We start from the raw sequence: 14,343 nt of genomic DNA on the forward strand, positions 1-14,343 counted from the left end.
CACACATGTCGGTCACCGAACTCGGTGCGTCGCAGATGCACGAACTGCCCACCAAGATGATCGAGACCTGGGCCACCAACGACGGCGCGGCGTTCAGCGACCTGTTCACCGAGGACGCCACGCTGATCCTGCCTAACGACATCTTCCTCCAGGGCCGTGACGGCATCCGCGGGTTCATGACGCAGGCGTTCGCCGGTCCATACCAGGGCACGCGCGTCTTCGGCGAGCCGCTCGACGCGCGCTACCTCGGCGAGGACGCGGGCGTGATCGTCACGCAGGGCGGGGTGCTCGCGCCCGGCGACACGGCGGTCGCACCGGAACGCGCGATCAGGGCGACCTGGGTGCTGGCCAGGCAGGACGGCCGATGGCTGATCGCCGCTTACCAGAACACGCCGATCAACGCCTGACCCGGTCCGTGCCCCGCCGGTCGAACAACGGTTCCCGGCGGAGCACGGATCCCCATTCCCTGCTCGAACGCGAGGCCGCGTTGCGGGCGGTGCTGTCCGGTCCACCGCAGGTCGTCGTCAGCGGCGGCCTGGGGTGCGGGCGCACCGCCCTGCTGCGCGCGGCCCTCGCCCAGTCCGGCACACGAGTGGCGTCCGCGACCGCGGTCCCGTCCGAGCGCACGGTTCCGTTCGGCGTCGCGAACCAGCTGGCGCCCCGCCTCTCGCCCAGCCGGCCGACCCTCGTCGCGGTGGACGACGTCCAGCACGCGGATCCCGAGTCGGTCGCGTTCCTGGTGTGGCTGCGCCGATTTCCGAACGTGCGCGTCGTCGTGACCCACTCGGCGACGGACTCTCCTCATCGCACCGAGCTGTCGACGTGGGAGCAGGTCTGGTTGCGCCCGCTGTCCCCGGACGCGGATCCGGAGCTGCACGCGCTCAGCGGCGGCAACCCGGCCTTGCTGGCCGCTCTGCACGACGATGGCGGCGAGGTCGGCCCGGCGACGCGACGCACGTTCCTGGATCTGTTGCGTGGTACGGACTCCGCGTTGTTCGAAGCCGCATGTGGACTCGCGGTGCTCGGACCGCACACAGCCCTGCTCGGCGCGTTGACCGAACGCCACCAGGCAGCGGCCACGGCGCTGACCTCCACGCTCGCCGACAGCGGCCTGCTGGACGGTGGGCAGTTGCGGCTGCCGGGAGCGGCGGAGATCCTGCTCGGCGCGCTGCCACGAGCCCACGCCGTCGCGTTGCACGAGCGTGCGGCGATGTTGTTGCACAACGCGGGTGCGCCGGACACCGCCGTCGCCGCCCAGTGCGTTGCCGCGCAGACGGTCGACGAGCAGGTGGGCGGAACCGCCATGCTACGCCGAGCGGCTCGCTCCGCCACTTCCGAACTGGCCGCCGAGAGCCTGCGCCTCGCCCTGCGGACGTGCGACCCGGCTGACGCACGGGCCGTGCGCCTGGAACTCGGCCAGGTGCAGTGGCGCACGGATCCGGCGGCGGCGGCCCGCACCCTGCTCCCCTGCTCCGGGCTCGAGCCGGTCGTGCTGCGAGCGCGGTGGTGGCAGGGCGACTTCTCGCTCGGTCTCCCGGTTCGCCGGCCGGCCGAGCTGTCGTTGTGCCACGAGTTCATCACCGGGCGGGCACTCTCGTCGGCCGACCCGGAAGGCGTCCTGCAACGGCAGCACGCCGACTCCGCTCCCGAAGCGTTGGTCCAGGCCCTGCGCCAGGCCGGGCCGGCCAGGTTCGAGCACTGGCTGAAGGCACTGACGAGACGGGCCGGCGAGCCGACCCTGCGGGCGTTGCTCGACTGCGTCCGGGCCGAGGACGCGTGGCGCCGCGGGGACGTCGTCGCCACGGCCGCGTCCGCCAAAGCCGCGTTGGCCGGGCTCAGCGCGGACGCCTGGGGCGTGGTGATCGGGTTCCCGCTGCGGTTCGCACTGCTCGCCGATGCCGCGCTCGGCCGGGAAACGGAGCCGTACCCCGTGCCGGATGCGGTGTTCCGCACGGTTTTCGGCCCTCCCTACCGGCACGCCCGCGGCCACCACCACCTGGCGCTGAACCGGCCACATGCGGCACTCGATGACTTCACCGCGTGCGGCGACCGGCTGGGCGCGGCAGAGGCGAGGCTCGCGCTCGGGCAGCCCGGAATGGCGAAAGCCCTGCTGGAGCAGGAGATCACGTCCACCGCGGACCCGCGCACGACCGGCATCGCGCTGAGGCTGCTCGCCAGGATCGCCGCCAGGGCGGATCGACCCCGGTTGCTGCGCGAGGCCGTGCGGAAACTGGAGCACGCGGGCGACCGCCTCGAACTGTCCCGCGCGCTCGCCGACCTCGGCCGCGACCAGCGCGACAGGGGCGTGCTGGCGGAGGCCCGCCTGCTTCGCCGCCGCGCCGGCCGGGAGTCGGGACTGTCCGGCGAACCCGGTGCGGCCGAGGGTGTTCTCAGCACCGCGGAACGCAAGGTCGCCGCACTCGCGGCGGCAGGACACAGCAACCGGGAGATCGGCCTCAGGCTGTGCGTGACCGTCAGCACCGTCGAACAGCATCTGACCCGCGTCTACCGCAAGCTGGAGGTCGCGGGACGGGACGACCTGCCGCGCGAGCTGCTCACGAGGTGAGGCTGTGCAGGCACGCCACCAACGTCCGCGCCTGCACGTTGACGTAGTGGCTGTGCCGCAACAGACCTACCAGCTGGTGCGGCACCACCCAGCGGAAGTCGGGGTGCTCCAGCTCCTCGTCCACCTCGATGATCACGTACCGGGTACGCGGGTGGAAGAACCGCCCGCCCTCCTCGGAGAGCACCGCGTCGAACCGGATCGACGACGCGGGGGCGGTGACCGCCAGGTCCAGGAACGGCGGACGCGCGGCCTCCGGCAGGACGTCGAAGTTCTCCGGGGTGCACTGCACCGTCGGCGCGAGCTCTGCCACGTCGAGGAAACCGGGCTCGGCGGTCGCGCGCACGAACGCGTGCAGCACGCCGTCGATCCGGCGGACCAGCAAGGCGGCGAGACCCGTCCCGTACGGTTCGATCATCGGCTGGGTCCACGTGCGCACCTCGCGTCCGCTCGCCTGCACCTCGACCGCCATCACGTCGAAGAACCTGCCGGTCTCGTGCGTGATCGCGTACTCGGTGCGATGCCACTGCCGCACCTCGTGCAGCGGGATCAGGCGGGTGCGCACCTCGGTGCGGGTGCGCACGTCGGTGATCCACCGGAGGATCTCGTCCTCGCTGTGCACACCGGCGACCGCGGGACCGCAGGACCGGGCGACCACGTCCCGGAACTCCTCCCCCGCACCGGAGAGCTCGCCGGCGCCGGTGAACGGCAGGCACGACAGCACGGTCCGCGCGTCCATGTTGATCAGGTCGTCGACGAGCAGCAACCGGTGCACCTGACCGAGCGTGAGCCAGCAGAAGCCGTCCAGCAGCTCGACGTCCTCGCTCACCGACACGATCATGTTGCGGTTGCGCTTCTGGTAGAACCACGCTCCCTGCTCGGACTGCCGCACGTCGGCGACCACGGTGTGCCTCGACGTGTCGCGGAAGTAGTCGAGGTACGGCACGTCCTGGCCGCCGTGGACCCGTGTGTAGTTGCTGCGGGTGGCCTGCACGGTCGGCGAGAGCTGAAGGCCGTTGGGGTTGCCCGGTTCCGGCTTCGCCTGCATCAGCAGGTGCAGGCGGCCGCCGATCTCCTTGACCAGGATGCCGAGGATGCCCACCTCGGGCTGGTTGATGATCGGCTGGGTCCAGTGCGGCACCGCGTTGCCCGGCAGTTCGACGTCGATGCCGTTGACGGTGAAGAACTTCCCGCTGGCGTGCACGATGTCGCCGCTGCCCGGCACGGTGTGCCAGCCGTCGAGCGCGTCCAGCGGGATCCGCCGGGCACGCGTGTAGCAGCGTTCGGCGAGTCCGGCGAACCAACGGTGGAAGTCGGGCAGGTCCAGGTGCCTGCCTTCGACGTCGTGTGCGGACAACGCGATCTGGGTGACGATGTTAGTCATCGGAGCACCTCGCGCAGCGCGTCGATGACCTTGTCCTGGACGGACGGGTCGAGCGAGGGGTACATCGGCAGCGAGAAGATGTGCTTGGCCAGCGCCTCCGTGACCGGCAGCGACCCCGTCGCGTAGCCGAGGTGGTCGAAGCCGGTCATCGTGTGCACGGGCCACGGGTAGCTGATGTTGAGGAAGATGTCGCGGGCCTTGAGCTCCTCGATGATCCGGTCGCGGTCGGGGTGGCGAACGACGTAGAGGTAGTACACGTGCTCGTTGCCGTCCGTGACGTACGGGAGCACGAGTTCGGTGTCCCCCAGGCCTTCCGCATACCGCTGGGCGACGGCGCGGCGGCCGGCGAGGTACGAGTCGAGACGGCGCAGTTTGCGGCGCAGGATCTCCGCGTGCACCTCGTCGAGCCGGCTGTTGTGGCCAGGGGTCTCCACGACGTAGTAGCGCTCGGCCATGCCGTAGTAGCGCAGCCGCCGCAGCCGTTCCTCGACCTTGTCGTCCGAGGTGATGACCGCGCCGCCGTCCCCGTACGCGCCGAGGACCTTGGTGGGGTAGAAGGAGAACGCCGCCGCACCACCCATGCTGCCGGCGATCCGGCCGTGGTGTGTGGCGCCGTGTGCCTGGGCGACGTCCTCCAGGATCGGGATGCCGTGCGCTTCCGCCAACGCCTCCAACGGCGCCATGTCCACGCACTGGCCGTAGAGATGCACTGGCACCAGGCATTTCGTTCGCGGGGTGATCGCGGCGGCCACCTGGCTCACGTCCATCAGGTAGTCCGACGGGCGCACGTCGACGAACACCGGGGTGGCGCCCACCGAGTCGATCGCGACCACGGTCGGCGCCGCCGTGTTCGACACGGTGATCACCTCGTCGCCCGGCCCGACCTGCAACGCTCTGAGTGCGAGCACGAGCGCGTTCGTGCCGTTGTCGACGCCGACGCAGTGCCGCACGCCGTGGTGGCCGGCGAAGTCGGACTCGAACCCGGCGACGCTGCCGCCGAGGATCAGCCTGCCGGAGCGGAACACGCTGTCCACCGCGTCGAGGATGTCGTCGCGTTCCTCTTCGTACTCAGCCAGGTAATCCCACACCGACGTTCCCACGGCGCTACCTCCGAGTGTGTTTTCGGCGAATCACCTCAATTAGATTCACGGACGCCCCTGCGTCCAACCCCTAACAACCCCTACAGCATCGCGCAGCGCATTATCGAACAAATACTGCCGGTTTCCGCGACGACTGCCGTTAACTGGGTTTCGTGAAGGGAATCATTCTCGCCGGCGGCACCGGTTCCCGGCTGGGCCCGATGACCGCCGCGATCTCGAAGCAACTGCTCCCGGTCGGCGACAAGCCGATGATCTTCTACCCGTTGTCCGTGCTCATGCTGAGCGGGGTCCGCGAGGTGCTGATCATCTCGCTGCCCCGGGACGTGCCGCTGTTCCGGCAGTTGCTGGGTGACGGCAGCCAGTACGGCATCCACCTCGACTACGCCGAACAACCTCATCCGAACGGGCTCGCCGAGGCATTTCTCATCGGCGAGGAGCACATCGGCAGCGATTCGGTCGCACTGGTGCTCGGCGACAACGTCTTTCACGGACCCGGATTCCAGCGCATCCTGGAGAAGCACAGCACCGCGGTCAAGGGATGCGTGTTGTTCGGCTACCGGGTGAGCGATCCGGAGCGGTACGGCGTCGGCGAGCTGGACGACACGGGCCGCCTGCTGTCGCTCGAGGAGAAGCCGGCGCGGCCGAGGTCGGACCTCGCCGTCACCGGCCTCTACTTCTACGACAACGACGTCGTCGACATCGCGCGACGGGTGCGGCCCTCGGCTCGCGGCGAACTGGAGATCACCGACGTCAACCGCGCCTACCTGGAACGCGGCCTCGCGAAGATGGTCGACCTCGGCCGCGGCTTCGCCTGGCTCGACACCGGAACGCCCGAGGCGTTGCTGGAGGCGAGCCAGTACGTCCGCACCTTGGAGCAACGCCAGGACGTCGGCATCGCGTGCCTGGAAGAAGTGGCGCTGCGCATGGGCTTCATCGACACCGAAGCGTGCCTCGCGGCGGGCCGGCGTTACGGCAACTCACGATACGGCCGGTACGTCATGGAGATCGCCCGCGAGCTGCGCGACTGACCTCCGGTACCACGCCACGGTGCGGCGCAGGCCTTCCAGCAGTGGCACCGGCGACCGGCCGTCGATCTCCCGCATGCGGGTCAGGTCCAGATCTCGGCTCGACCGGCCCGCCGGCCTGTCCGGATCTGTCCTGATCCGCACCGGCATGCCCAGCGCCTCACCGACGAGATGCGCGAGCGCCAGTATCGAAACCTGTTCTCCCGTACCGATGTTCGCGACGCGGTGCACCGGGTGCTCGATCATCGCCAGCACCGCGCGGACGACGTCGGTGACGTAGACGAAGGTGCGGGTCTGCTCGCCGCTCCCCCAGATCTCGACCTCCTTCCCGGCGTGCACCTGGGAGATCAGCCGTGGAACCAGCCGCAGCGACCGCGGGCCGAAGTCGTCTCCCGGACCGTAGATGCTCGCGGGTCTCGGCAGGTGCACGCGCATCCCGTGCTCCTGGGCGTACTGCTCGGCCAGCACCTCGGCGTACACCTTGGAGAGGTAGAACCCGTCCCGCGCGTACCGCATCTCCGTGTGGTGGTCCTCCGTCTCCTTGACCGGCCACGGCACGGAGCCCGCGTAGATGTCGCTGGAGCTCACCAGTACCGTGTCCGCGACCCCGCCCCGCCGCGCGCTGTCGAGGACGTTCGACACCATCCGCATGTTCTCGTCGATCATCGTGCCCGCGCGCAGCCGTTTGTCCTCCGGCGTGCCGTCCACGGCCGCGCTGTGGACGATCAGGCCGACCTCGTGGGCCGCCACGAGCCGCGCCAGGCCGGTCCGGTCGAGCAGGTCGAGCCGGACGGGCCGCAGACGGTCGTGCGGAGGCAGGGCGAGCACCCCCGACCGGCACGGGCAGAGCACTGTCGCACCGCGGGCGACGAGCTCCCCGGCGAGGTGCGCGCCGAGGAAACCCGTCGCCCCGGTGACCAGGACCGTGCGGCCGCGCAGATCAGACCGCACCGAAGAACTTCCTTACCTCGCCGACGAACGCCTCGGGCTCCTCCATGGCGGCGAAGTGCCCGCCACGCGGCACCTCCGACCACGAGGTGATCCCGGGGTAGTCGGCCTCGGCGAGCGATCGGACCGGTGCGACCACGTCCCCGCCGAACACGCTCACCCCCAGCGGCACGGGCACGGGTTCCGGCCGCACGCCCGGCGTGAAGATCGCTCCGAGCTGCGGGCCCGCCTCGAAGTACAGCTGCGCGGACGACGCGGCGGTCTCGGTCAGCCAGTACAGCGTCACGTTGGCGAGCAGCATGTCCCGGTTCACCGCGTCCTCCGGCAACTCCGCCGCCGGGTCCGTCCAGTCCTTGAACTTCTCCACGATCCACGCCAGCAGGCCGGCCGGGGAGTCGTTCAGTCCGAAGGAGACGGTCGACGGCCTGGTCGACATCAGCTTCAGGTAGCCGGACAGCTCCTGGTCGAACCGTTGCAGCCCGCCGAGGCGCCCGAAGTCCTGTTCGGACAGTGCGGCCAGTTCGGCCGGATCACCGGACGGGACCGTGACGAGCATGTTCACGTGCACGGCTCGCACGTGCTCCGGATCGCGCCTGGCCAGTTCCAGCGAGATGAACGAGCCCCAGTCGCCACCCTGCGCGAAGTACGCGTCGTACTCCAGCCTGGCCATCAGTTCCGCCCACGCCTTCGCGATCCTCGGGACGTCCCAGCCCGGCTGGTCGACAGGGCCGGAGAAACCGTGGCCGGGCAGGGAGGGCATGACGAGGTGGAACGCCTGCGACGGGTCGCCGCCGTGGGCGCGCGGGTCGGTCAGCGGGCCGATCACGTCCAGGAACTCGATTACCGAGCCCGGCCAGCCGTGCGTGAGCAGCAACGGGCGCGCGTCCGGTTCCGGAGAGCGGACGTGCAGGAAGTGCACCGTCGCGCCGTCGATCTCGGTGAGGAACTGGTCGTAGGAGTTCAGCCGCTGCTCCACCGCGCGCCAGTCGAAGTCGGTGGACCAGTGCTTGGCGAGCTCACGCAGGTACTCCGGCGGCACCCCGCGTTCCCAGCCGGTGCCGGGAATCGCGGCGGGCCAGCGGGTCGCGGCGATCCGGCGGCGCAGCTCGTCGATCCGGCTGTCGGGCACGTCGATCCGGAAGGGGCGCATGGTCAGCCTTTCACGTTGGCGGGCAGGACTTTCCGGTGCTTGGTCCGCTCGATCCACCACTGGGCCACGAGCAGGTTGAACACCCACACGCACCACCCGACCATCTCGAACAGCAGGTCCTGCTCGATCCGCGCGGTCCACGGCAGTTGCACGCCGAACACCGGCACGACACCGAGCAGGAACAGCACGAGCCGCGTGCCGACACCGTCCATGATCAGTGCGAAGCTGTAGATCATGTACCGGCGGTGGTCGGCGTAGCGGTGCCGGCGAGCCATCCGGTACGCGACGATCGTGCTCAGCAGCAACAGTAGGCCGAGCACGAACCTGCCGACCCTGCCCGGTCCCGCGGCGATCTCGCCGGAGAACATGAGCAGGACGGGCGTCGTCACCGCGACGGGGAGCGCGCCGCCGAAGATGTAGATGATCCCGCTTGTCCGGTGCAGGCGCGGATGTCTGCTCCGCACCCACGACGACATCTGCACGCATGCGGCGAGCAGAGCCAGCGTGCCCGCGACGATGTGCAGGATCAGCAAGGGGTAGTGGAGGGACGAGCTTTCGACGATCGGCGAGAGCGACTTCGCCGGGTCGAGGTCGAAGTAGGGCGGTAAGGCGTAGACCAAGAATGCCACCACGAGCGCCACTAACGCCATCCACCAAGGATTTCGCCACACGGGCCTCGGCGTCCTCCGAGGCTTCGTGGCAGGCGCGCGATCGGTGACCGGAGCGAGCTGATCAGTCATGAACTTCCTCCTCAGCCAGCGAATTCCACCCGATGCGCGCCCGCTGACCGTAGCTTTGGACAGCGGCACTTCCTTCTCACAGATTGCTCTGCCGACGCCTTGTATTACGGGCTCGGAAACCCAGGGGTGCCAGCGGTTTCACGCTCCGCAACCTCGGAGATGCGCACCCTGCTCCGCGCGACTCAGGATTGCCGTCGCCGTGCCTGCGTCATTCGCTTTCCCACGCTGAGGAGCAGCCGATGCGAGTCGTGTTCACCCCCTGGCCAACACCATCGCATCTGAATCCGATGGTTCCGCTCGCCTGGGCCCTGCAGAGCGCCGGGCACGAGGTCTGCGTCGCCGCGCATCCGGCACTCGCCGACGCCGTCGCCGCGGTCGGACTCACCGCCGTGCCGCTCGGATCCGCCGACAGCGCACCGGCTTTGATGGGGCCGGGACGTCCGACACCACCGTCCACACGGGCACAGCTCGACGAGACGGGGCTCGCGCTCGGCCCGGTCACCGCGGCGGAGCAGAACCTGTGGGACGTGTTCTGCCAGTTCATGCTGCCGCCCATCTGGGACTTCCACCCGGTGGGCGCCGCCTCGTCCGACGCGCATCCCGTGGTAGACGAGTTCGTCGACTTCTGCCAGGCCTGGAAGCCGGACCTCGTGGTGTGGGACGCGTGTTTCCCCGCCGGGGCCATCGGCGCGCGGGTGAGCGGCGCGGCGCACGCCCGGTTGCACTGGGGCCTCGACTACTTCGCGTGGACGCTCGACCGGATCGGCACGAACTGGAACCCGCTGGCGGAGACCGTGCGTCCGGCCGCCGAACGGCATGGCGCCGAGGTCGACCGTGACCTGCTGCTCGGCCAGTGGACCATCGACCCGCTGCCCGCGGGCATGCGGCTGCCCGTGGCCACCAGAACCGTGCCGATGCGCTGGATCCCCTACTCCGGCCAGACCGCCGTACCGGACTGGCTGTACGCGCCCCAGGACCGGCCACGCGTCGGGCTGTCGCTCGGCCAGTCGCGGAGGCTGGTCATGAAGGGCGGCTGGGACCACGTCCCCGGACTGCTGGAAATGGTGTCCGAAGTGGATGTGGATGTCGTGGCGACGTTGAACGAGACGCAGCTCGCCGGGGTGCGCACGGTGCCGGACAACGTGCGGATCGTCGACTACGTACCGCTCAACCAGCTTCTGCCGACGTGCGCGGCGTTGATCCACCACGGCGGCGTCGGCACGTTCTCGGCGGCGGCCGGTCTACGGGTGCCGCAGCTGATCCTGGACTCCGGTGGTGACGAGGGACTGCTCACCGAGAGCGAGACCGGTACCGAATGGGCGTTGGCGGCCAAGGACATCGAGTCGTCGGACACCGCGGCGTGGGTCGTCGAGCAGGGCGCCGGGCTCACGCTCGACTTCGCCAGGCACTCGATCGACGCCATGCGCAAGCGGGTCATGCGGGTGGTCACGGAGCCGTCGTTCACTGAAGGGGCGCACCGGCTGCGGCTCGACGCGGCGGCCGCACCGAGTCCGGGTGAGCTCGTGCCGGTGCTGACGCGGCTCGTCGAGCAGCAACGGGCGGGGGCGTGATGGACACCGGTCGAAAGAACTCCGTCTGCCACGTGTGCGCCGGTGTCGTGCGGGAGTTCGCCGACTTCGGCTCGCAGCCGCTGTCCGACGCCTTCGTGCCGCCGGGCGACCCGGCCGGAGACTTCCGCTTCCGGCTCGCGGTCGGGGTGTGCGGGTCGTGCACGATGGTGCAGCTGATGTCCGAGGTGCCCCGGGACAGGATGTTCCACCACGACTACCCGTACCTGTCGTCGGGCTCGCAGTTCATGCGCGAGCATTTCGCGACGCTGGCCGCCCGGTTGCGGCGAGGTCTCACCGGGCCGGCGCCGTTCGTCGTGGAGATCGGCTGCAACGACGGCGTGATGCTCGAATCCCTCGCCGCGGAGGGCATCCACCACCTCGGCGTCGAACCGTCCGGCGGGGTGGCCCAGCTCGCCGCCGCCAAGGGCGTGCAGGTGCGCAACACCTTCTTCGACGAGCCGACCGCAGCCGAGATCCTCGCGGAGCACGGTGCGGCCGACGTCGTGTTCGCCGCGAACACGTTGTGCCACATCCCCTACATCGGCTCGATCCTGCGCGGCGTCGCCACCCTGCTCTCCCCCGGCGGCATCTTCGTCTTCGAGGACCCCTACTTCGCGGACATCGTCGAGCGCAACTCGTTCGACCAGATCTACGACGAGCACTTCTTCTTCTTCACCGTGCGGTCGGTGCAGTACATGGCGTTGCTGCACGGCTTGGAGCTGGTCGACGCCGAACGGCTGACCGTGCACGGCGGCGAGCTGCGCTACACGCTGGCGCGCAAGGGCACCCGCCCCGTGTCACCCACCGTCGCCGCACTCGCCGCCGAGGAGGAGCTGTCCGGTCTCACCTCGGCGGAGACGCTCTCCCGGTTCGCCTCGAACGTCGCGCGGATCCGGACCGATCTGGTGGAGCTGCTGCGATCGTTGCGCACGGAGGGCAAGACGGTCGCCGGTTACGGCGCGACCGCGAAAAGTGCGACGGTGCTGAACTTCTGCGGCATCGGGCCGGACCTCGTGCCGTTCATCAGTGACACCAGCGTCACCAAGCAGGGCCGCCTCACCCCCGGCTCGCACATCCCTGTGCGCCCGCCTGGCGCCTTCGCTGACCCGTACCCGGACTACGCGGTGCTGTTCGCGTGGAACCACGCCGACGAGATCCTGGCCAAGGAGATCGGGTTCCGCGAGTCGGGCGGCCGGTGGATCCGTTACGTGCCCGACGTCCACATCGTGTAGCCATGCCCCAGGAGGACAGAAGCGTGACCGAAGACAACGTTTTCCTCGCACTGAAAGCCGAGGGCGAGGAGGTGGACCGCATGGTCGCCTCGCTCTCCGAGACCGGGTGGGCGCTGCCGACCCCCGCCCCCGGCTGGACGATCGCGCACCAGATCGCTCACCTCACCTCGACCACCCGCATGGCGGGCCTCGCCGCCTCCGACCCGGCCGCCTTCGGCACCCTCGTGGCGGGCATCGGCGCCGACTTCGACGCGGCCGTCGCGGGCGCTCTGGCGCCGTTCCTCTCACTCGGCCCCCGCAAGCTGCTCGAAACCTGGCGGGCCGAACGTCAGGCCGCGGGCGGCGCGCTGTCGTCCGTGCCCGACGGGCAACTCGTGCCGTGGCTCGTGAACCCGCTGCCCGCGCCGGTGCTCGCGGCCGGCGGCATGATGGAACTCTTCGCGCACGGCCAGGACATCGCCGACGCGCTGGGCATCCGCCGCGAGCCGACGGACCGGCTGAAGCACCTGTGCGGGTTCGGGTTCCACACCATGACGTTCGGCTACCTCGCGCGTGGCCTCACCCCGCCGGAGAAGCCGTTCCGGTTCGAGCTGACCGGGCCGGCCGGGCAGCTGTGGACGTTCGGACCGGAAGACGCCACACAACGGATCTCCGGGCCTGCGCTCGACTTCTGCCTGCTCGTGGCTCGGCGGCGGCACCACACGGATCTCGCGGTGGTGGCCGGCGGCGACGAGGCGCGCGGGTGGCTGGAGATCGCGCAGGCCTACCGCGGGCCGGCGGGGGCCGGGCGGGAGACGGGGCAGTTCGCGGGGCTGCCCGCCTGACTCGGCGATGACGGGAAGGGCCGGGGACTCCCCGGCCCTTCCCCTGTGCGGGTGGCGTGTTACCCCGCAAGCGCGAGTGAGCCCGGCATCGAGGGGAGTTGGGATGCCGGGCTCACTCGTGGGGGTGGTCGCGCCGGAACCGGACGATCGGGGAATCGGTCACCACCGGTTCCGGCGCGACCGGTTCACCGGACTTCCCGTTCCGCCGCCACGGGAACACCCGCGTCGGCCGGGGCCGGTGGCTTTTCGCCGGTCTTGCCGACGTGTCGCAGCAGCGCCACGGTGAGCCCGGACAGCACCACCAGGATCACCGCGGCGACACCGGCAGCGGTGTTGACGCCGCTCGTGAACGCGGTGCGCGCGGAATCCAGCAGGGCCGCGCCCGTGTCGGCGGCCAGTCCCTCAGCCGCCGCGACGGCGCCGCTGATCGTCTCCCGGGCAGCCGCGGCGGCCTCGGCCGGAACGCTCGGCGGCACCGCCACGACGTTCTGGTAGACCGCCGCGGCGATCGTGCCGTAGGTCGCGACGCCGATGGCCACGCCGAGTTCGGTGCTCGTCTCCGAGACCGAGGCCGCGGAACCGGCGCGCTCCTCGGGTGCCGAACCGACGACCATCTCCGTACCGAGCGACCCCATCGGGCCCACGCCCGCCTGGACCAGGACGAATCCGAGCAGCACCACCGCGAGACTCGTGGCGGGGCCGACCTGGGACACGATCGCGAGGCCCACTGCCGCGAGCAGCAGGCCTGCGGCCGCCACATAGGCCGGGCGCATGTGCTGCGCGAACTTCGGCGCCACCAGCGACGTGACGATCAGGGCGGTGGCGGCCGGGATCAGCCACAGGCCGGACTCGACGGCCGAGTACCCGCGCACGCTCTGCAGGTAGAGGCTGAACAGCATGATGCTGGACGAGATGGTCGCCGAGGTAAGCAGCATGATGAGCAGTGCGCCGCTCAACGTCCTGCTGCGGAACAGCTTCAGGTCGAGCAACGGGCTGTCGAGCGTCCGCTGACGCAGCACGAACAGCACACCGAACACGATGCCGACGAGGACCGAGCCACCCGCGAACGCGCTGAAGCCGTGCTGGGCGATCTCCTTCAGGCCGTACACGACCGGCAGGATCGCGAACAACGACAGCACCACGCTGAGCAGGTCGATGCGGCCGGCGTCCGGGTCGCGCATCTCCGGCAGCAGCAGGGGCGCGGTGATCAGCAGCAGCACCATCACCGGCACGGCCATCAGGAACACCGAACCCCACCAGAACCAGCCGAGCAGCACGCCGCCGATCACCGGGCCGATGGCCATGCCGCCCATGAACGAGCTCAGCCACACGCCGATCGCGAAGCCGCGTTGCTTGGCGTCGGTGAACATCGTCATGATCAGCGCGAGGGTCGACGGCATCAGGGTCGCGCCCGCGATGCCGAGCAGTGCGCGCGCGGCGATCAACATCTCCGGAGTCGTCGAGTAGGCGGCGAGCACGGACGCCACGGCGAACGCGGCGGAGCCGAACAGCATCAGCTTGCGGCGACCGATGCGGTCGCCGAGGGTGCCCATCGTGACGAGGAAGCCCGCGATCATGAACGCGTAAATGTCCATGATCCAGAGCTGCTCGGTGGCCGACGGGTTCAGGTCGGCGCTCAGCTGGGGTTGTGCGAGGAACAGCACGCTCAGGTCGAGCGACAGCAGCAGCGTCGGCAGGGCTAGAACCGCGAGGCCGATCCACTCCCGCCGTCCCGCCCGTGTGGTGTTCTCGGCCGGATCGGTCGATTCCATGGAACTTGTCCTTCCGTGTGGTGCCTCGATCGGC

12 protein-coding genes are annotated in these 14,343 nt (G+C 70.0%); 6 read left to right on the top strand and 6 right to left on the bottom strand.

The window, feature by feature from the left end; all coding sequences use genetic code 11:
- The first annotated feature begins 5 nt into the window (after positions 1-5).
- Together ACRSBM_RS21045 and ACRSBM_RS21050 are read left to right on the top strand one after the other, a co-directional pair.
- Positions 6-407, top strand: coding sequence for an SgcJ/EcaC family oxidoreductase (locus ACRSBM_RS21045; protein WP_434445334.1), 402 nt, complete (start codon positions 6-8; stop codon positions 405-407).
- Positions 365-2,566: a LuxR C-terminal-related transcriptional regulator gene (locus ACRSBM_RS21050; RefSeq protein WP_434445335.1), complete on the top strand. Its 2,202-nt coding sequence runs from the start codon at positions 365-367 to the stop codon at positions 2,564-2,566. Before ACRSBM_RS21045 ends, ACRSBM_RS21050 begins: the two co-directional genes overlap by 43 nt.
- Here the strand turns inward: ACRSBM_RS21050 and ACRSBM_RS21055 are convergent.
- Together ACRSBM_RS21055 and ACRSBM_RS21060 are read right to left on the bottom strand one after the other, a co-directional pair.
- Positions 2,556-3,947: an NDP-hexose 2,3-dehydratase family protein gene (locus ACRSBM_RS21055; protein ID WP_434445336.1), complete on the bottom strand. Its 1,392-nt coding sequence runs from the start codon at positions 3,945-3,947 to the stop codon at positions 2,556-2,558. The two genes, ACRSBM_RS21050 and ACRSBM_RS21055, sit on opposite strands and share 11 nt — an antisense overlap.
- Positions 3,944-5,047 carry a DegT/DnrJ/EryC1/StrS family aminotransferase gene (locus tag ACRSBM_RS21060; RefSeq protein ID WP_434445337.1) on the bottom strand — a complete coding sequence of 368 codons (1,104 nt, stop codon included), beginning with the start codon at positions 5,045-5,047 and terminating at the stop codon, positions 3,944-3,946. Before ACRSBM_RS21060 ends, ACRSBM_RS21055 begins: the two co-directional genes overlap by 4 nt.
- A gap of 152 nt (positions 5,048-5,199) precedes the next feature.
- Here ACRSBM_RS21060 and rfbA point away from each other — a divergent pair, with 152 nt between their 5' ends.
- Complete coding sequence (rfbA, locus tag ACRSBM_RS21065; protein WP_434445338.1) at positions 5,200-6,075, top strand: glucose-1-phosphate thymidylyltransferase RfbA; 876 nt, start codon at positions 5,200-5,202, stop codon at positions 6,073-6,075.
- Here the strand turns inward: rfbA and ACRSBM_RS21070 are convergent.
- From ACRSBM_RS21070 to ACRSBM_RS21080, 3 genes are read right to left on the bottom strand one after another with little or no spacing between them, the layout of a single operon-like run.
- A complete protein-coding gene (locus ACRSBM_RS21070) occupies positions 6,025-7,023 on the bottom strand; it encodes an NAD-dependent epimerase/dehydratase family protein (RefSeq protein WP_434445339.1) in 999 nt (332 codons plus the stop codon). The genes rfbA and ACRSBM_RS21070 overlap by 51 nt on opposite strands.
- Complete coding sequence (locus tag ACRSBM_RS21075; RefSeq protein WP_434445340.1) at positions 7,013-8,170, bottom strand: epoxide hydrolase family protein; 1,158 nt, start codon at positions 8,168-8,170, stop codon at positions 7,013-7,015. The genes ACRSBM_RS21070 and ACRSBM_RS21075 overlap by 11 nt, the downstream gene beginning before the upstream one ends.
- A 2-nt stretch (positions 8,171-8,172) precedes the next feature.
- The gene (locus tag ACRSBM_RS21080) at positions 8,173-8,820 is read right to left on the bottom strand and encodes a DUF2306 domain-containing protein (protein WP_434445341.1); all 648 of its coding nucleotides are present in this window, start codon (positions 8,818-8,820) and stop codon (positions 8,173-8,175) included.
- Positions 8,821-9,197: 377 nt separating this feature from the next.
- Here ACRSBM_RS21080 and ACRSBM_RS21085 point away from each other — a divergent pair, with 377 nt between their 5' ends.
- Genes ACRSBM_RS21085 through ACRSBM_RS21095 form a run of 3 tightly spaced genes read left to right on the top strand, consistent with a single transcriptional unit; the run spans position 9,198 to position 12,537 of the window.
- Positions 9,198-10,481, top strand: coding sequence for a nucleotide disphospho-sugar-binding domain-containing protein (locus ACRSBM_RS21085; protein ID WP_434445342.1), 1,284 nt, complete (start codon positions 9,198-9,200; stop codon positions 10,479-10,481).
- Positions 10,481-11,713 (top strand): methyltransferase domain-containing protein, encoded by a 1,233-nt coding sequence (locus tag ACRSBM_RS21090; protein ID WP_434445343.1) that lies wholly within the window; start codon positions 10,481-10,483, stop codon positions 11,711-11,713. The genes ACRSBM_RS21085 and ACRSBM_RS21090 overlap by 1 nt, the downstream gene beginning before the upstream one ends.
- A gap of 23 nt (positions 11,714-11,736) precedes the next feature.
- Positions 11,737-12,537, top strand: coding sequence for a TIGR03084 family metal-binding protein (locus ACRSBM_RS21095; RefSeq protein WP_434445344.1), 801 nt, complete (start codon positions 11,737-11,739; stop codon positions 12,535-12,537).
- Positions 12,538-12,722: 185 nt separating this feature from the next.
- Here ACRSBM_RS21095 and ACRSBM_RS21100 read toward each other — a convergent pair whose 3' ends face one another.
- The gene (locus ACRSBM_RS21100; RefSeq protein ID WP_434445345.1) at positions 12,723-14,309 is read right to left on the bottom strand and encodes an MFS transporter; all 1,587 of its coding nucleotides are present in this window, start codon (positions 14,307-14,309) and stop codon (positions 12,723-12,725) included.
- Positions 14,310-14,343 lie beyond the last annotated feature (34 nt).

Origin of the sequence: Lentzea xerophila (assembly GCF_051094245.1) — a bacterium.
In the GTDB taxonomy this organism is placed as follows: Bacteria; Actinomycetota; Actinomycetes; order Mycobacteriales; family Pseudonocardiaceae; genus Lentzea; species Lentzea xerophila.